The sequence below is a fragment of the Streptomyces spongiae genome (assembly GCF_009377185.1).
Lineage (GTDB): Bacteria > Actinomycetota > Actinomycetes > Streptomycetales > Streptomycetaceae > Streptomyces > Streptomyces spongiae.
The window spans coordinates 1-18,517 of sequence record NZ_VJZC01000031.1; the positions used below are offsets into that span (position 1 = coordinate 1).

The 18,517-nt window shown below is 71.4% G+C and carries 13 protein-coding genes; 6 read left to right on the forward strand and 7 right to left on the reverse strand.

Translation table 11 applies throughout. The annotated features are described in order from the left end of the window. The first annotated feature begins 135 nt into the window (after window positions 1-135). The gene (locus FNH08_RS07470) at window positions 136-1,458 is read left to right on the forward strand and encodes an SGNH/GDSL hydrolase family protein (protein ID WP_152770525.1); all 1,323 of its coding nucleotides are present in this window, start codon (window positions 136-138) and stop codon (window positions 1,456-1,458) included. 81 nt (window positions 1,459-1,539) lie between these two features. Further along, window positions 1,540-3,945: a SpoIIE family protein phosphatase gene (locus FNH08_RS07475; RefSeq protein WP_152770487.1), complete on the forward strand. Its 2,406-nt coding sequence runs from the start codon at window positions 1,540-1,542 to the stop codon at window positions 3,943-3,945. Here FNH08_RS07475 and FNH08_RS07480 read toward each other — a convergent pair. Then, a complete protein-coding gene (locus FNH08_RS07480; protein WP_194238407.1) occupies window positions 3,922-6,804 on the reverse strand; it encodes an nSTAND1 domain-containing NTPase in 2,883 nt (960 codons plus the stop codon). The two genes, FNH08_RS07475 and FNH08_RS07480, sit on opposite strands and share 24 nt — an antisense overlap. Before the next feature lie 229 nt (window positions 6,805-7,033). Here FNH08_RS07480 and FNH08_RS51655 point away from each other — a divergent pair, with 229 nt between their 5' ends. Next, window positions 7,034-8,245: a tryptophan dimethylallyltransferase family protein gene (locus FNH08_RS51655; protein ID WP_228033962.1), complete on the forward strand. Its 1,212-nt coding sequence runs from the start codon at window positions 7,034-7,036 to the stop codon at window positions 8,243-8,245. A 19-nt stretch (window positions 8,246-8,264) separates the two neighbouring features. Continuing rightward, window positions 8,265-9,632 carry a tryptophanase gene (locus tag FNH08_RS51660; protein ID WP_322723943.1) on the forward strand — a complete coding sequence of 456 codons (1,368 nt, stop codon included), beginning with the start codon at window positions 8,265-8,267 and terminating at the stop codon, window positions 9,630-9,632. 31 nt (window positions 9,633-9,663) lie between these two features. Here FNH08_RS51660 and FNH08_RS07490 read toward each other — a convergent pair whose 3' ends face one another. Together FNH08_RS07490 and FNH08_RS07495 are read right to left on the reverse strand one after the other, a co-directional pair. Continuing rightward, window positions 9,664-11,049, reverse strand: coding sequence for a nucleobase:cation symporter-2 family protein (locus FNH08_RS07490; protein ID WP_152770491.1), 1,386 nt, complete (start codon window positions 11,047-11,049; stop codon window positions 9,664-9,666). Between the two features lie 144 nt (window positions 11,050-11,193). Next, the gene (locus FNH08_RS07495) at window positions 11,194-12,537 is read right to left on the reverse strand and encodes an FAD-dependent oxidoreductase (protein ID WP_322723944.1); all 1,344 of its coding nucleotides are present in this window, start codon (window positions 12,535-12,537) and stop codon (window positions 11,194-11,196) included. 248 nt (window positions 12,538-12,785) lie between these two features. Here FNH08_RS07495 and FNH08_RS07500 point away from each other — a divergent pair, with 248 nt between their 5' ends. Continuing rightward, the gene (locus FNH08_RS07500; protein ID WP_322723945.1) at window positions 12,786-13,196 is read left to right on the forward strand and encodes a DUF6214 family protein; all 411 of its coding nucleotides are present in this window, start codon (window positions 12,786-12,788) and stop codon (window positions 13,194-13,196) included. Between the two features lie 37 nt (window positions 13,197-13,233). Here the strand turns inward: FNH08_RS07500 and FNH08_RS07505 are convergent, their stop codons facing one another. Then, window positions 13,234-13,902, reverse strand: a complete 669-nt coding sequence (locus FNH08_RS07505) for a DUF305 domain-containing protein (protein WP_322723958.1) — start codon at window positions 13,900-13,902, stop codon at window positions 13,234-13,236. 193 nt (window positions 13,903-14,095) lie between these two features. Here FNH08_RS07505 and FNH08_RS07510 point away from each other — a divergent pair, with 193 nt between their 5' ends. Beyond that, the gene (locus tag FNH08_RS07510; protein WP_322723946.1) at window positions 14,096-15,598 is read left to right on the forward strand and encodes an LVIVD repeat-containing protein; all 1,503 of its coding nucleotides are present in this window, start codon (window positions 14,096-14,098) and stop codon (window positions 15,596-15,598) included. Window positions 15,599-15,960: 362 nt separating this feature from the next. On the opposite strand, the gene FNH08_RS07520 is transcribed toward FNH08_RS07510, so the two are convergent. The 3 genes from FNH08_RS07520 to FNH08_RS07530 all read right to left on the reverse strand — a co-directional run bounded on the left by FNH08_RS07520 (window position 15,961) and on the right by FNH08_RS07530 (window position 18,474). Then, on the reverse strand, window positions 15,961-16,659 hold the full coding sequence (locus tag FNH08_RS07520; protein WP_152770493.1) for an HAD family hydrolase: 699 nt from the start codon (window positions 16,657-16,659) through the stop codon (window positions 15,961-15,963). A 33-nt stretch (window positions 16,660-16,692) separates the two neighbouring features. Beyond that, entirely contained in the window at window positions 16,693-17,376 is a 684-nt protein-coding gene (locus FNH08_RS07525) for a phosphatase PAP2 family protein (RefSeq protein WP_152770494.1), read from the reverse strand. 162 nt (window positions 17,377-17,538) lie between these two features. Next, window positions 17,539-18,474, reverse strand: coding sequence for a M56 family metallopeptidase (locus FNH08_RS07530; protein WP_152770495.1), 936 nt, complete (start codon window positions 18,472-18,474; stop codon window positions 17,539-17,541). Between the last annotated feature and the right edge of the window lie 43 nt (window positions 18,475-18,517).

The window sequence follows — 18,517 nt, forward strand, 5'->3', positions numbered from 1 at the left end:
CGCCGGAACCCACCGGCGCGCGCCCGTCGATGCCACCCCCGCGCACAGGAAGGCACGTTGCCCGTGAAGCCGCCCACCGAAGTGCCACCACCGTCGCCGCCGTCGAAGCCGTGGAGCAGCGCACCGCTCGCCCACCTGATCGCCGTGTGCGTCCTGGCACTGGCCCTCGTCGCCACCTCGTCCGCGGTGGGCGCCATCGGCCACAGCGGTGAACCGGCGGCCGCCCAGCAGTCCCGTACGGCCCAGCGGCACTGGGTGAACACCTGGACCGCCATGCCCCAACTCACCGAGCCCGGCAACATGCCGCCCCCACCGTTCACCGGGAGCGACGCCGTCCTGGTCGACACCACCCTGCGGCAGACCCTGCGCGTCTCCACCGGTGGGGAGCGCATCCGGCTGCGTTTCTCGAACGCCTTCGGCACCACCGCCCTGCCCCTCACCGCCGTGACCGTGGCCCTGCCCCGGGACGGGCAGGCCGGTGTCAGCGCGATCGAGCCCCGGAGCCTTCAGCGCGTGACGTTCAACGGACGCGAGTCCGCCACCGTGCCCGTCGGCGCCCAACTGGTCTCCGACCCCCTGGACTTCGACCTCCGGCCGGGCACGAACCTGGCCGTGACGGCCTATCTCGCCGAGGGCCAGAAGTCCCTCGCCCTCACCTCCCACCCCGGCTCCCGCACCACGTCGTACCTCCAGCACGGCGACCACACGACGGCCGCCGACCTGCCCGGGGCGACCGCCACCAACCACTGGTACCTCCTGAGCGACGTCGAGGTCGTCTCCCGCGCCACCACGGCCGCCGTCGCCGTCCTGGGCGACTCGCTGACCGACGGCCGCGGTTCCACGACCAACGGCAACAACCGCTGGCCCGACCAGTTCTTCGACCGGCTCCAGGCGTACCCCGCCACCACCGACGTCGCCGTCCTGAACCAGGCCGCGGGTGGCAACCGCATCCTCAACGACGGCCTCGGCCCCAACGTCCTGGCCCGCCTCGACCGCGACATCCTCGCCCGCAGCGGTGTCGCCTGGCTGATCGTCTTCGAGGGGATCAACGACCTCGGCACCGCCGCGGCCACCGAGGGCGCCCAGCGCGCCGTCACCGCCGACCTCATCGCCGCCTACGAGCAGATCGTCGTCCGCGCGCACGCGCAGGGCATCCGCGTGTACGGCGCGACGCTCCTGCCGTTCGGCGGCAACACCCCGTACGACGACCCCGCCGGGCTCCGCGAGACCTCACGGCAGGCCGTCAACGACTGGATCCGCACCAGCGGCACCTTCGACGCGGTCGTCGACCTCGACCGCGCGGTACGCGACCCGAGTGACCCGCGCCGCCTGCGCGCCGAACTCCACGACGGGGACTGGCTGCACCTCAACCCCGAGGGCTACCGGACCCTGGCCGCCGCCGTACCCACCCGGCTCTTCCGCACTCCGCCCCGGCCTTCCGGTCTCACCGCCGACTGAGTCCGCCGACTGAGTCCGGGCCCTACTCCCGGTGCCGGATTCAACTTGATGTGGGTCCTTGGCGGGACCATTCTTGGGCATATGGTGACGCCTCCGCGCGACGACGAGCGGACGGCCCCGGCCGGTGACGCCATGGCTGTGGTCGACGTGCACGGCATCGTCACGGGCTGGAGCGAGGGGGCCCGTCTGCTGACCGGGTACCCGGCCGACGAGGTCACCGGCCGGCCGGCGGCGGAGCTGCTGGAGGCGGACGCGGCGGAAACCTGGCGCAGGCTGCGCCAGGACGCGGTGGCCGTACCCGTACGCCACCGCGACGGAGGGACCGTCGAGCTGACGCTGCGCGCCTGCGCACTCCACGGGGCGCGGGCGGAGTACGTGATCACCGCCTCGCCGTCGGACGCGTGGGAGCGGAACCTGGGCGACCTGGCGTTCCAGCAGGCGTCCATGTCGATGTCCGTCTTCGACACCGGGCAGCACTACCTGCGGATGAACGACTGGGCGTGCCGGATCATGGGGCAGCCCTGGGAGGTGTTCCGGCACCGGTACTTCCCGGACACCGTCGAGGACGCCGAGCACAGCCGGGGCTTCAGGCGCCATCTGGAGATCGTGGTGGAGACCGGGCAGCCGGTCCAGTACGAGAGCTGGACCCGCGCGCCCTCCGGCCGGCGCATGCATGCCTGGCACTTCGAGATGTGGCCGGTGCGGGGCCACTCCGGGGAACTGCTCGGCACCGCGCTCGCCGGGTTCGACAGCAGCGAGCAGCACTGGGCGCGGCAGCGCCTGGCCCTGCTGAACGAGGCCGCCGGCGCCATCGGGGCCAAGCTGGACGTCGTGCACACCGCCCAGCAACTGGCCGAGCTGGTCGTGCCCCGGCTCTCGGACTTCGCCAGCGTGGACCTGCTGGACTCGGTCCTGGAGGGCGAGGAGCCGGCCGTGGGTGCCGTGGACGCCGTCGTGGAGTTGCGCCGGGTGGCGCACCACTCCCTCAACCCGGGGGTGCCGGAGGCCGCGATCGACCTGGGTGCGGCGGACGTCTACCCGCCCTCGTCACCGCCCGCACGCGCACTGGCGAGCGGAGAGGTGGTGCTCACCCGGACCGGCTCGCCGGACCTCGACGCGTGGTTCGCTCGGCACGACGCCCGGTCCGACAAGATGCGGGAGGCGGAGGGCCACGAGATCTCGCTGATGGCGGTGCCCCTGGTGGCGCGCGGCACGACGCTGGGTGTGGCGGTCTTCGTACGGCTGCTGACCCCGGAGGCTCCCGACCCCTTCGACCAGGACGACGTGTCCCTGGCGCAGGAGCTGGCCAGCCGGGCGGCCGTGTGCGTGGACAACGCCCGCCGCTACACGAAGGAGCGGACCACGGCGCTCGCCCTGCAGCGCAGCCTGCTGCCGCAGGCCGTCGGGGGAGAGGCCGCCGTCGAGTTCGCCTCCCGCTATCTGCCGGCGCTGTCACAGGCGGGCGTGGGCGGCGACTGGTTCGACGTGATCCCGCTGTCGGGCACCCGGGTGGCGCTGGTCGTCGGTGACGTCGTCGGCCACGGCATCCACGCCTCCGTGACCATGGGCCGGCTCCGTACGGCCGTGTGGACGCTGGCCGATGTCGACCTCCCGCCCGACGAACTGCTCACCCACCTCGACGACCTGGTCGGACACCTCGCCACCGCCGAGAGCGGGACCGGCGGGGAGATCGGTGCGACCTGTCTGTACGCCGTCTACGACCCGGTGTCCCGGAACTGCACGATCGCCTCCGCCGGCCATCCGCCACCGGCCGTGGTCCTCCCCGACGGAACGGTGAAGGTCGTCGAGGTGGCCGCAGGCCCGCTGCTAGGTGTGGGCGGGCTGCCGTTCGAGGCCACCGAGCTGGAGCTGCCGGAAGGCTCGGTCCTCGCCCTCTACACGGACGGTCTCGTCGAGGCCCGTACCGTCGACGTGGACGCGGGCACCGCCGCCCTGTGCTCCGCCCTGGCGGTCCCGGCCGAGAGCCTCGAAGCCATGTGCGACACCGTTCTGAAGTCCCTCCTGCCCGACAACCCCGCCGACGACGTGGCCCTCCTGATCGCCCGCACCCGCGCCCTGGACGCCGAACAGGTGGCCGTGTGGGACCTGCCCTCCGATCCGGCGATGGTGGCGACGGCCCGCCAGCACGCCTCCGAGCAGCTGACGCTCTGGGGTCTCGACGAGGCCGCCTTCGTCACCGAACTCGTGGTGAGTGAACTGGTCACCAACGCCATCCGCTACGGCGGCTCGCCCATCCAGCTGCGCCTCATCCGCGACCGCTCCCTCATCTGCGAGGTCTCCGACGCCAGCAGCACCTCGCCCCACCTGCGCCGCGCCCGTACCTACGACGAGGGTGGCCGTGGCCTCCTCCTCGTCGCCCAGCTCACCGACCGCTGGGGCACCCGCCCGAGCGGCACGGGCAAGACGATCTGGGCGGAGCAGTCGCTGCCCCTCGGGGAGCCGTCACTGGCTGCCTTCGGTCTCTGACACCGACTTACGCCCCGCGCAGGGCGGACGGTAGTCCACGCCGGGGAAATGGTCGGCCCACTCGGCGCGACTGATGGTGACCCGGACGTACCCGCAGGCGCGGGAGAGAGCGGAGTCCAGGCCGGTGGTCCACAGGTGGACGGTCTGGTCGCCGCTCGCGGTGATGATCATGCCGTTCGCCGAGAGGTACCGCACGCCCTTGACCGATCCCGCGGGATTGGTGAGGAAGGCTCGTTCGGTGGGACGCGAGCGGTCCGCCACATCCCATTCGTGCACCCGGCCGTCCTCGCCGGTGGTGACCACGGCGTTGTCACCAGGAGCGAACGCGGCGCCGGTGACCACGTCGGTGTGGCCGCGGAGCAGGCTCAGCGGGCGGTGGCGGCGAGGGTCGGTCACGTCCCACAGGCGAGCCGTGCGGTCGTCGCTCGCGGACACCAGGGTGCGACCGTCATTGCTGTAGGCAAGGACGTCGACGAAGTTCTCGTGGCCTCTGAGGACACCGATGGTGGACGGGTGACGTGGGTCGGTCACGTCCCAGAGGCGGACGGTGCGGTCGTCGGAGCCCGAGGCGAGTGTCCTGCCGTCAGGGCTGAAGGCGACCGGTTTGACGTTGAGGGAGTGACCGGCCAACTCGGACAGCAGGCGGGGGCGGGCCGGATCGGTCACGTTCCACAAGCGGACGGTGTCGTCGTAGCTGCTGGTGGCGGCCAGGTGGCCGTCCTGGCTCACGGCCATGTCGTAGACGAGCTCGTCGTGGCCTGTCGGCGTCTGCGACAGGAGCGCGGGACGCCGCGGGTCGGACACGTCCCACAGCCGGAACATCCGCTGGAGGCCGAGAGCCATCAGCGTGTCCCCGCGCGGTCCGAAGGCCAGCGCGTGGGTGCTGTCGTCGGGCCAGTCGACCACGCTCAGCCGACGGGGACGCCGGGGAACCGCCATGTCCCACAGCTCGATCCGCCGGTTGTTGCCGGCCGCGGCGACGGTGCGGCCGTCCGGGCTGACAGCCAGCGCGTACCCGACCGGAGAGCGACCGGCCGACGTGATCGACAGCGTGCTGAGCAGACTGTCCCGGGTGGCTGTGCCCGGTGCCAGACGGTACGCGGCCAGAGCGACCTGAACGGCCAGTGACTGATCGTGCGGGCGCAGCTTCAGCGAGGCGTCGGCGGCCTGGAGGGCGAGGGCCCGGTGGCGCTGCTCCGTGACGGTGCTCTGGGCATGCACGGCGAAGCCGACGGCGGCTACGGTGCAGAGCACCAGGATGACCAGGGCGCGCAGACGGCGGACCCTGCGGCGTCCCGCGTTCTCGCTCGCGTCGAGGAAGGCGCGTTCCCGGGCGCTGAGTGCTTCCTTGGGGACGTCTTTCACGGCGGCGAGGCGTACCCCGCGGTAGAGGGTGTCGGGGTCGCGGTCCAAGGACTCCCAGACAGCGGTGGCCTCGGTGAGTCCGCGGTGCAGGCGCAGTTGCTCCCGGTTCTCGCCCAGCCAGCGGCCGAGGCGGGGCCAGCAGCGGATCAGTGCCTCGTGGGTGAGCTCGACATGGTCCCGGTCGACGGTCAGCAGGCGTGCTCGGGTGGCCTGGTCGACGACCAGCGTGGTGTCCGGTGTGTCGTCGAGTTCGTGGCGCGGTACGCGGCGCTTGGTGTCCTCGGTGCCCTCGCCCAGGGCGATGAGCCGTAGGAAGAGCAGTCGGGTGATGTGCTGCTGGGTGTCGCTCAGGCCGGAGTGGAAGGCTTCGGCGGTCTGGGCGAGGGCGCCCTCGAAACCGCCTGCTGCCTGGAACGCGGCGAGGGTGAGGGCGTTGCCCCGCCGACGGTGCCAGGTCTCCAGGAGTGCGTGCGAGAGCAGGGGCAGCGCCCCGGGCCGGCCGTGGGCGTCGGCCGTGAGGGCCGCGAGAAGGGCGCCTTCGACGGTCAGTCCGGCGCGGGTGGCGGGCTGGACGATCGCCGCTCGGAGTTCGTCGGTGGTCATCGGGCCGACGGGGACGTGGGCGTCGGCCAGGGCGTCGACCAGATCGGGGAGCCGGGTGCAGTGCGTGTAGAAGTCGGACCGTACGGCGAGGGCGACGCGGCAGCGGCTGTCGGAGGTCTGTGCGGCGTGCAGGAGCGAGGCCACGAAGGCGTCGCGTTCCCGGGCGCTGCGGCAGAGAGTGAACACTTCCTCGAACTGGTCCACGATGACGATGAGTTCGTCCGGCGGATTCGGCGAGCGGGCCAGGATCTGCCGCACCACGCGGTGGAGAGTGCGCGGCTCCGAGGCGAGTTCGGCGCGCAGGGACCCCGGAGTGATGTGGGCGCGGGCCGCCAGCTGGATCGCGCATTCCTCCAAGGGATGCGGGCCCGGAGTGAGTACCAGAGCGGGTTTCCCGGGAAACGCGGGGAGTACTCCGGCGCGCAGCACCGAGGACTTTCCGGATCCCGATGCCCCGAACAGAACAAGGAATCTCTTCTCCTTCAGGTGTTCGACCAGTTTGTCGGTGAGATTCTCACGGCCGAAAAACGTGTCGGCGTCGGACTGCTGGAAAGGGGCCAGCCCGACATAGGGCGGAGAGGGCGTCTCCCCGTCCCGGTCCGGGACCGCGCCCATGGTCCCGGCGGCGCATTCGGCCGCCGTCCTGCGCCAGTTCAGCTCCCATTCCCGCTCGTCCCCGCCGCAGGCACGAACGTAGGCGAGGGTGACGGCCAGCGTGGGCAGTTGACGTCCCGCCGCGGCTCCGGAAAGCGTCGCGATCGAATAGTGCGCCCGTCGTGCGAGCTCCCGGTAAGTGGGACTGCCGGCCTCCTCCCGCAACTTCCGCAATCTCGCGGCGAAATCCAGCAGCGGGCCGCCCCGCGCGTCCAGCGGGCGCTCTCCACGTGGCACCTGTACGCACCTTTCTGGGGTCATTCGGATTGTTCAGCATGCGTTTGTTCAGTTCCAGTCCGTCGATCGTGAACAACGGGCAGCGGCTACAAACGGTGCATCAGGTCCCGCACCGATGGCCGGAAAACCATCGGAGGCCGGCCGGCGCCGCACCCGGCCGCAGATCGGTGACAGCCGAAGGCGACCGACTTCCCACCTGAGCCGCGAACAGACCTTTCTGGGAGGACGTATGAACGCGTACACACGAGAGTGGGCCGGACGGCCGGGCGAGGCCGCGGGGCGTTCCGATTGGGAGCAGTTGGGCGGATTCGCCGCCGGGCAGTTGGGACGGCTGTGCGACGTGGTCGGGATCGACGCGCCGGGGCGGACCGCCCACCAGCAGGTGCTCTGCGACCTGTTGGGTCCTGCCGCCGCACGGCCCTTGGCCAGTCCGCCGCCTTCACCGTCGTTCGTCTCCGACGATCACACGCCGGTGGAGTTCTCGCTGACCTTCCCCGCCGGCGCCGCTCCCGTGCTGCGGGTGCTGGTCGACCCGGGGTGCGCCGCCAGGACACTGCCGGACAACGCCCGGACGGCATGGGCGGCCGTGGGACGGCTGGCGGCGCAATGGGGGTTCTGCCTCGATGAGTTGACGGGTGTGAGCGACCTCTTCCTCCCGCCGGTGCCGCACGGGCCGCTGACCTTGTGGTGCGCCCTCGAACTACGGCCGGGCGGCCCACCGGGGCTCAAGCTGTATCTGAACCCCGGCGCGCGGGGCGCGGGGCGGAGCCTGGAGACCGTCGGCGACGCCATGGCGAGGGTCGGCCACGCTCGGGCTTTCGAGCCGGTGAGGTGCTACCTGAAGTCCCGCTTTCCCGAACGGGCCACCATCATGTTCTTCGCCCTGGACGTGGGCTCGTGGGCCGAGCCGCGGGTGAAGGTCTACGTCGCCCACCACCACGCCACGGCCACCGAAGCGGGGGACGCGGCCCGTCTCGTGCCCGGGGCGTGTCCGGACCGTGTGGCGGATCTGTGCCGCCGGATCGGCGGGGACGAGCCCTTCGGTCGGCTCCCCCTCATCTCCTGCTACTCGTTCACGGGCGCTGACACCGGCCGTCCCACCGGCCACAGCATCTACGTCCCCGTCCGCGCATACGTCCGCGACGACCAGGTGGCGCGCGACCACGCCGTCCGGCTCCTGGGGGAGTACGGCGTGCCCAGCGCTCCGCTCGACCGCGCCCTCGCCGCGCTCACCGCTCGGCACCTGAGCGACGGGGTGGGTCTCATCCCGTACCTGAGTCTCGTCCAGGCCGGCCGACAGGCACCGCGGATCACGGCCTACTTCTCCTCCGAGGCGTACCGCGTCTTCCCGCCACGGGAGAGCACCGCACTCGTGGTCCCGGCCGACGGCCGCTCCGCCATGGACCCCACCACCTCGGCCGACGCGTCGGCCGACAAGTAGCCCGAAAGGACCATCGACCGTGGAACCGTACCGGATCAAGGTTGTCGAGCCGATCCCCGTCACCACCCGCGAGCAACGGCAGGCCGCCCTCGCCCGCGTCCACTACAACCTCTTCGACCTGCGGGCCGACGAGGTCACCGTCGACCTGCTCACCGACTCGGGGACCGGCGCCCTCTCCGCCGCCCAGTTGGCCGCCGGGATGGAGGGTGACGAGTCGTACGCCGGGTCGCGCTCCTTCCACCGCTTCCACCACACCGTCCGGGAGCTGACCGGCTTTCCGTACATCCTTCCGGTGCACCAGGGGCGGGCGGCCGAGCGGCTCCTGGTCTCGACCCTCCTCAGCCCCGGCAAGGTCTTCCTGAGCAACACGCACTTCGACACCCTGCGGGCCAACGTCGCGCTGGCCGGGGGCGAGGCATGGGACCTGCCGTGCCCCGAGGCCCGGGACCTGGACAGTACGGAGCCGTTCAAGGGGAACATCGACACCGCCCGTCTGAAGGCCGTCCTGGACGGACCGGACGGCTCCCGAGTCGCCGCTGTGATCATGACACTCACCAACAACGGCGGCGGGGGACAGCCGGTGTCCATGGCCAACCTGACGCTGACCTCGTCCCTCTGCCGGGAGCACGGGGTGCCGCTGATCCTGGACGCGGCACGGTTCGCGGAGAACGCCTGGCTGGTCACCCAGCGGGAGGCCGCGTACCGCGACCGCAGCCCGCGGCAGGTCGCCGAGGAAGCGTTCCGGCTCGCCGACGGCTGCGCGATGAGCGCGAAGAAGGACGGCATCGCCCACATCGGCGGCTTCCTGGGCCTGCACGACACCGACCTCGCCCGGCGCTGCGAACTGCTGCTCATCGCCACCGAAGGCTTCCCCACGTACGGCGGACTGGCCGGGCGCGACCTGGACATGGTCGCCCAGGGTCTGACCGAGGTCACCGATCCGGGGTATCTGCGCGCCCGGGCCGAGGACACCGCGTACCTGGCGGACCTGGTGCGGTCGGCGGGCGTCGACATCGTCGAGCCGCCCGGTCTGCACGCGCTCTACCTCAACGCCGGCCGCCTGCTGCCGCACATCCCGCCGCACCGGTTCCCCGGCCAGGCGCTGGCCTGCCAGTTGTATCTGGAGGGCGGTATCCGCAGCGTGGAGCTCGGCTCCCTCTACCTGGGGACGGAGGACGAACACGGCGCCCCACTCACCAGCGCGCCCTACGAACTGCTGCGGCTGGCGGTGCCGCGCCGGACGTACACCCGTGGCCACTGGGACCACGTCGGACAGACCCTCGTCCGCACCGTCCGTGACGCCCACCGGATTCCCGGCCTGCGCATCACCGAACAGCCCACCTTCCTGCGGCAGTTCCGGGCCAAACTCGCCCCGGTGGCTCCGTAGGCCCGGCAAGAGGGCGTCGGCCATGCAGCAGCTAGACGGCCTCTTCCCGGGCCTTCTCGACGCCCTCCTCACCGCCGCCGCCGGCCAGGCCGTCCGCCTCGGCGTCCGAACCGGCCTTCGCGGGAAGGTGGTTGAAGAGCAGGTTCAGCACGATCGCCGTGACACAGCCCGCGCTGATCCCGCTGTCCATCACCGTCTGGAACCACTCCGGGAACTTGTCGTAGACCGTCGGCACCCCGACCGGCAGCATCCCGACCGCCACCGACACCGCCACGACCGTCAGGTTGTTGTTGCCCCGGAAGTCGACCCGGGTCAGCGTGCGCAGGCCGCTCGCGGCGACCGTACCGAACATCACCAGGCCCGCGCCGCCGAGCACCGGCGCGGGTATCGCGGCCACCACGGCGCCCAGCTTGGGCAGCAGGCCGAGCAGCACGAGGATGCCTCCGGCGGTGGCGACGACCCAGCGGCTGCGGACGCGGGTCATGCCGACGAGGCCGACGTTCTGGGCGTACGCCGTGTACGGGAACGTGTTGAACACCCCGCCGAGGACGGTGGAGAAGCCGTCGGCCCGCAGACCGTCGGCGAGCGAGCGCGGCTCGACCTTCCGGTCGGTCATCTCGCCGACCGCGATGAGGTCACCCGTGGTCTCCGTCATCGTCACCAGCGCCACCACCAGCATCGACACGATCGCCGAGACGTGGAACGTGGGCGCGCCGAAGTGGAACGGCGTGCTGATGCCCAGCCAGTCGGCGTCGCCGACCCCGCTGAAGTCCGTGAACCCGAACGGCACCGCGACCGCGAGCCCCGCACCGATGCCGACCAGCACCGCGATCCGGCTCAGGAGCACGGGCGCGAACCGCTGCACGCCCAGCACCACGAGGAGGACGAAGGCGGCGAGCGCCAGGTTCCTCGGCTCCCCGAAGTCCTCCGCGCCCACCCCGCCGGCGGCCCAGTTGCCCGCGACGGGCAGCAGGGAGACGCCGATGACGAGGATGACGGTGCCCGTGACGAGCGGCGGGAAGAAGCGCAGGAGCCGGCCGAAGACCGGCGCGAGCAGCATGATCGCGAGCCCGGCCACGATCACCGACCCGTAGATCGCGGGCAGACCGCCGCCCTCCGTGCCGATGAGCACCATCGGCGACACGGCCGCGAACGTACAGCCCTGCATGATCGGCAGCCGCACCCCGAACCGCCACACGCCCACGCACTGGAGGAGCGTCGCGATCCCGCACACCAGCAGGTCCGCGGTGATCAGGTACGCCATGTCGGCGGGCGACAGCTTCATCGCGCCGCCCACGATCAGCGGTACGGCCACGGCGCCCGCGTACATCGCGAGGACGTGTTGCAGGCCGAAGGCGGCGAGTTGGCGTACCGGGGGTACCTCGTCGACGGGATGCACGGGGGCAGTTTTGGCCATGGGCACTCCAGAGCGAGCCGGGACGGGGGGAAGGGCAATTCGAGACCGTAAGCGACTTGAACAATGTGTTGATTGCGGAGGCGTTGCCGCTGTGTGTCGTCCCCGCGGGTCGTGGGCAGCTGGTCGCGCAGTTCCCCGCGCCCCCTACGGGGCGCACCTCCGCGCCGCGGCCAGCAGTGACTCCCAGTCCGGCAGCTTCACGACACCCCGCCCGAGCGAGGCCCCGAGCTCCGCCTCGGCCCGCTCGATCGCCTCCCATCCCGTCCACTCCACGGGGGCGATCCCGGCCGCCCGCAGCGCGGCGAGTGGATCCTCGGGAACCTCCCGGCGTACGAGGACGGGGGCGTCCTCCAGCAGCGAGGTCGCCGTCTCCTTGGCGCACGGCCGGTTGGTTCCGATCACGCCGGTCGGGCCCCGCTTGATCCACCCGGCCACGTACTCGCCCGGAGCCACCACGCCGTCGCGCAGTACCCGCCCGGCCAGATGCGGCACCGTGCCGTGCTCCGCGTCGAAGGGCAGGCCGTCGAGCGGCACCCCTCGATAACCCACGGAACGCAGCACCAACTGGGCCTCGATCTCCTCGTACCGCCCGGTGCCCGTCACCCCGCCCCGCCCGTCCGGCTCCGTCCGCTCGAAGCGCACCCCGCACACCCGGTCGCCGTCGGCGAGGAACTCGACCGGCCGGAGGAAGAAGCGCAGCCGGACGCTGTGCCGGTCGTCCCCGGAGGGCGTGGAGGCCCAGCCCCGCAGCACCTCCACGTTGCGCCGCTGGGGCGCGGGCAGCCCGGACGGATCGCCGTAGGCCGGGTCGAGCTCCAGCTCCGCCGGATTCACGCTCACCCGGGTGCCCGGCAGGGTGCCCAGCTCGCGCAGCTCCTTGGTGGTGAAGCGCGCCTGCGACGGGCCGCGCCGCCCCACCATGTGGACCTGCGAGACCTTGCTGGCGGCGAGCGCGGACAGGGCCGCCTGCGGCATGTCGGTGGGGCTCAGCTCCGACGCGCCGCGGGCCAGCATCCGGGTCACGTCCACCGCGACGTTCCCCACGCCGATCACCACGGCCGCCCGGGCACCGAGAACGAACCCGTCCGCGAGGGAGTCCGGGTGCGCGCTGTACCAGGACACGAACTCGGTCGCCGACCAGCTGCCCCGCAGCTCCTCGCCCGGAATGCCGAGATGCCGGTCCGTGGCGGCGCCCACGCAGTACACCACCGCGTGGTACAGCTCCCGCAGGCGCTCGACGGGCAGCCCGGCCGGGCCGACCTCGACTCCGCCCAGGAAGCGCACCCGCTCGTGCTCCAGCACGGTCCGCAGGTTGTTCTGCAGCGACTTGATCTTCTCGTGGTCGGGCGCGACCCCGTACCGCACCAGGCCGTACGGGCACGGCAGCCGGTCCAGGACGTCGACGTGCACCGCGGGATCCTGCTGCACCAGGGTCTGCGCGGAGTAGACCCCGCTCGGTCCCGAGCCGACGACGGCGACACGCAGCACGGCGGAACTCCTTACGCGAGGAGATCGCTGATGCCTTCAGCATCGCACCGCGGCGCCCGCCAGGGGGAGGGCAGCCGACGCGACACCACCCGACGGGGTGGTTCTCCGCTGCGCTGACGGGGTGCCGTACGTGTCCCGGCGCGCGTGGTGGTGCGCAGGGAATGTGATCATTCGCTTACGTTGCGTATGTGCTGGAAGCATCGTTTGTCCACCTTTCTGGTCGGAGCCGTCCGGACGGGGTCGTCTCCGTGTGGCCCGCGTGGGAAGTGCAGGAGCGCGACGGAGCCACGGCCTGGTACAACGCCCGGCTGGCCTTCCCCGACGGCGCCCGTGTCGACCTGCTCGCCGTGGTGACCGGCGGGCACGTCCTCCTCGAAGAGGTACGGGCCCAGCCGCCTCTGTCCCTGGACGACCTGACCGTGCTCGCCGACTGGGTCGAGGGTCCGCTCTTCGAGGCGTGCGGCGCCCGGTCCGCCTGGCCGCACGGTGTCGAGGGGTCGCGGCGCGTCGCCGAGGAGTACCGCGCCGCCCAGGAGCAGGGGGTCGATCCGGTCCTCGCGGTGATGCGCGCGACCGGCCACAACCGCCGCAGGTCGCTCAAGCTGATCGCCGGAGCACGGGACGAGGGCTTCCTCACGCCCCGTCACCAGCGGCGCTGAGCGCCCTTACGGGGCGGGTCAGCGCGCCGGACGGCCGTCACAGCATCGCGCGCATCCGGCTCATCTCCGCCGCCTGCTGCGCGATCACGTCGTCGGCCATCTCCTCGACCAGGATGTTGTTGCCCTGTGCCTTCACCTCCGTGGCCATCGTGATCGCCCCCTCGTGATGGGTGATCATCAGGGTCAGGAAGAGTTGGTCGAACGCCTTCCCCTTCGCCGCGCGCAGCTTCTTCAGCTGCGCCTCGGTCGCCATCCCGGGCATCGCCCCGTGCGCGTGCTCGTCCGAAGTGCCGTCCTTGTCCCTGCCGTTGGATTCGAGCCAACTCTCCATGCTGGAGATCTCCGGCTCCTGCGCGGCCGAGATCCGTTCGGCGAGGCGCCTGACCTTGGTCGACTCGGCACGTTTCGGTGCGAGTCCGGTCATCTCCAGGGCCTGGGTGTGGTGTTTGATCATCATCCGCGCGTACGCGACGTCCGCCGAGTTCGGAGAGTCGTCCTCGGCGCGGTGTTCCTCGGCGTCCTTCGCGGAGAGGGTCTCCGCCGCCTCGCCCGGCTTGCCGGGAGCGATCACCTTCGGGTCGGTCGCCTTGGCCGAGCCGGCGTCCCCGCCGGAGTCGGAACCGGAGTCGCAGCCCGCCAGCGTGAGCGTGGCGGCCACCAGTAACGCCGCGATCAGTGACGTGCGGGACGTACGGCGGACGAGCACAGTGACCTCCTGGGACACACGAACTGACGTACACCTCGTGAGTGTTGATGACCGGTCTAGCACGGTTCGACGCGTGAGTGATCAAAAAAGATTCATTACGAGTGCGTTGCCGTCTATTGATCTGTGCATGATGCAGACGATACTTCGGTGGTCCGCAACCGTTCCTGTGTGAACGGCTACGAGGGAGGACACAGTGACCCTGTTAGACGACCTGCGAACGCGCCGTAGACGCCTCGGAGTTGCCGCGACCGCGGTGGGACTCCTGGCGGCGCTGCTCACGGCCGGACCGGCTGCCGCGACCCCCGACCCCGGGGACGGCCCCGCCGCGTCGGAGAAGGTCTCGAAGAGCGAGGCCGCCGAGGCGCGGGCGGCGATCAAGAGCGGCGAGATACCCGGAGTCGACGAGATCGTCCACTCCGACAACATCGAGCACCTCACCAACATCCCCAAGGACCTGCTGCCCGCCACCAACACGGACCTGGCCTTCCAGGGCAAGTACGCCTTCGCCGGCAACAACGACGGCTTCCGCGTCTTCGACATCAGCAACCCGAAGGCGCCGAAGACCGTGTCCCAGGTCCTCTGCCCGGGCGGGCAGAACGACATCTCCGTCTCCGGCGACCTGCTGTTCCTGTCCACCGACTCCTCGCGCAGCGACAACTCCTGCAACAGCACCACGCAGCCCGCGACCGAGAAGTCCTCGTGGGAGGGCATGAAGGTCTTCGACATCAGCGACAAGACGAACCCGAAGTACGTCGCCGCCGTCGAGACCGCGTGCGGCTCGCACACCCACACCCTGGTGCCCGAGCGCAAGAACATCTACGTGTACGTCTCCTCGTACGCGCCGGATGCCTCGTTCCCCGACTGCCGGCCGCCGCACGACGGCATCTCCATCATCAAGGTGCCGCGCAAGGCACCCGAGAAGGCGGCCGTCGTCAACTTTCCCGTGCTCTTCCCCGGTGAGGGACCGGACGGCGGCGGCAACCCGGGCGGACCCACCAACCCGGGTGTGACCAAGACCAGCGGCTGCCACGACATCACCGTGCTGCCCTCGAAGGACCTCGCGGCGGGCGCGTGCATGGGTGACGGCATCCTGTTCTCCATCAAGGACCCGGAGCGCCCGAAGGTCATCGACCGCGTCCAGGACAACGTGAACTTCGCGTTCTGGCACTCGGCGACCTTCAACCAGAGGGCGAACAAGGTCGTGTTCACCGACGAGCTGGGCGGCGGCGGAGCGGCCACCTGCAACGCGGAGATCGGACCGAACCGCGGCGCGGACGGCATCTACGACATCGTCGGCAAGGGCGACCACCGCAAGCTCGTGTTCCGGAGCTACTTCAAGATCGACCGCCACCAGGCCGACACCGAGGTCTGCGTGGCCCACAACGGCTCGCTGATCCCGGTCAAGGGCAGGGACATCATGGTCCAGGCCTGGTACCAGGGCGGCATCTCCGTCTGGGACTTCACCAACTCCTCGAAGCCCAAGGAGATCGCCTACTTCGAGCGCGGCCCGCTGACCACCGACCGGGTCACGACCGCCGGCTCCTGGTCGGCGTACTACTACAACGGCTACATCTACTCGAACGACATCGCCAAGGGCTTCGACGTCCTGAAGATCAGCGACCGGCGCACCGACCCGGCCAGGTGGGTCCGGCTCGGCGAGCTCAACGTGCAGACGCAGCCGGACTACTTCGACTGATCTGCCTGATACGACTGGTCAGCCCGGCTGGTTCGATCGGAACACCGGACGTCCGTCCCCTTCACGGGGCGGACGTCCGTCGGGCTTCAGGGCCTGCTCCAGCGACGCGCTCAACTGCCGCCCGCGGAAGCCGATCCCGGGAACGTCGCCGCGATTCTTCGTTGACCGAGGCGTTGCGCGGGGACATCCTGTAACTCCTGCGTTGACTGGCCGTCGGCCAACTATACTCAGCGCCTCCGGGTGACCACCCTGTGTGGGGTGCGCCCTGAGCTGCCCGTCCCGGGCCACGCGGGGGATGGTCCGGGACGGGTGGGGAAGCCGCCCGCTAGCGGTGGTTGCCTCTGCGGTCTTCGACGCCACTCTCAGCCGACCAGGTCCAGCACCGGCCGCAGTCCGTCCGGCCGTTGTGCCGTCGGCAGATGGTCCACGAAGTGCACCGCGCAGCCCAGCGCCGCCGCGCCGCCGTCGGCGGCCGGGTGATCACCGACCATCAGCGTGTCCTCCGGCGCCACCCCCAACGCCTCGCACGCGATGGCGAACAGCCGCGGATCGGGCTTCTGGACGCCGTGTTCGTACGACAGCACGTACGCGCCGACGTGCGGGTCGAGACCGTGGTGCCGGAACACCGGCCGCAGGTCCCAGCCGATGTTGCTGACCACACCGACGGCCGGCCCGCGCTCGCGCAGCGCGGCCAGGACCTCGGCCGCGTCCGGGTACGGACTCCAGGCGACCGGCGCCATGTGGCGGTCGTACAGGGCGTCGTGCAGTGCCGGATCCGGCAGGGGCACCCGGCGGGAGAGGCCGGTGTACGCGGCCCGGTGGTGCTCGGCGCTCTGGTCACGGACCGCCCACAGATCGCCCAGCTCACCTGTCGGCGGCTCCTGCGGGTACGCCCCGCCCGCCAGCGCACCCGCCTGCTCCAGGGCCTCGGCGGCCCGCACCACGTCGGGCTCCGGCAGGTCGAGCTCGGCCTCCGCCAGCACCGCGCGCAGCCAGGACTCGGTGGACTCGATACGGAAGAGGGTGCCGGAGAAGTCGAAGAGCACGGCTTTGATCGTCATGGCCAGGATCCTTCGTGCCGGGCCCCGACCAGGTCAAGAACGCCTCGCGCCAAGCCACTTCTCGTACGACCACACCGCCAGCGCCACCGTCAGCGCCCCCAGGAGCCAGCCGCCCAGCACGTCCGACACCCAGTGCACGCCCAGCCAGACGCGGGTCAGGCCGACGCCCACGACGGAGACCGCGGACACGGTGACCGCCGTACGCCACAGGACGCGTCCGGCGCCGTACCGGTGCATCAGCCACAGCACCAGGCCGCACACCACCGTGGCCGTCATGGCGTGGCCCGACGGGAACGCCGCGTAGTGGGCGGAGTCCACGGGGTCGGGCCACACGGGCCGCTCCCGGCCGATCGCGGCCTTCAGGCCCTGCTGGACCAGGGTGCCCAGGGCGCAGGTCGCGGCCACCCACACGGCGAGCATCCGGGCCGCGTGTCTCCACACCAGCCACACGATGGCGGCCGCGGCGATGACGCGCATGGTGACCGGGTCCCACACCCAGTCCGTCAGGACGCGGAACAGCTGGGTGACGCCTCGCTCGTCGACCGCCCAGCCGTGCGTGGTGCGCGCGATGTCGCCGTCGAGCGACATCAGCGGCTGCCAGGAGACGGCCACCAGCAGCAGGAGCAGTACGAAGGGCAGGGCGAGGGCGCCGGCGGTGCGTACGACGGTCCGGGTGCCGGGCGGGCGGGGCGGTGAGTCGACGGACACGGGGTGCATAAGGCGATCCTCGCCGACCAGTGGGGTCGGAGGCCAACGCCGGAGCGTGAGGTTCCCATCACGTGGCGCGATGGGAACCATGTCGTCCGGTTGACTCGTTGATCTCTGTCCGAAGAGATCCCGTGAACCCCTGCCGCGGTGCGCGCGAGGGTTCCCGATCGGTCAGCCGAGTGCCCGCAGCCCCGGTACGAACGCCACCAGCAGGGGGATCACGGGCACCAGCGCCGCGGCTGCCGTCAGACGTAGCCGTCGTGCGGCGGTGAGGCGGTCCGGGGGAGTGAGGAGCCGGTTCACGCGCTGCGGGACATGGGCCTCCGGCGTCGGACACGGGCCGAAAACTCCCCGGTCCTCGTTGAGCCCCACGAGCGCCAGGGCGATCGTGAGGCGGCCGAAGCGGCGTGAGGCCATGTCGTCGGCGGCGAGCTCGACCAGCCGGTGCATCTCGTCACGGAACGCGGCGAACACGGGCACCTGCGGAAACCCGTTCGCGAGCGCGCCCGAGCAGTGCAGCAGCCAGTCGTGCCGCGCCCGCGCGTGCCCCTGCTCGTGCGCGAGGACTGCGTCCAGCTGACGTCCCTTCAGGCGCCGCAACGCGGCCGTGGTGATGACCAGTTGGGGCGCCGTCCCCGGCAGCCACCAGGCGTCGGCGCGCTCGCCCTCCAGGACCACGAGACGGTCGGTGCCGGGCTCCTCGCCCGGCAACAGAGGGGCGCGCACCAGGAGTTCGGTCCGCCGCTGCCGACGGCGCCGGCGCGCCCGCGCGATCTCGCGGACCAGCATCGCGGCCGTCCACAGGCCACCGCACGCGAGCGCCACGGCGGTTGTCGCGGCCCACGGGTGACCCGTGCTCAGCGCGTACGCCTCCACGACCTCGTGCGGCGCCGGCGCGAACACATGGCCCCGCACGGCCACCCAGGCGGCGGCCGCGCTCAGCGTCATCGACAGCGCGCAGCACAGCAGCACGGCGACGACCACGCACTGCCACATCCACAGGGCGACCACCGGTTCACGGTCCGGCCAGTCGGCCCGGGCGAGCAGCCGCGGGGCGACGACGGCGGTCAGAGCGCCGAGCAGCATCAGCGCTGCGGGGACCATCATGGGCGAAGCCTATGAGTGACGCGGCCCACGGGGACATGGTCAC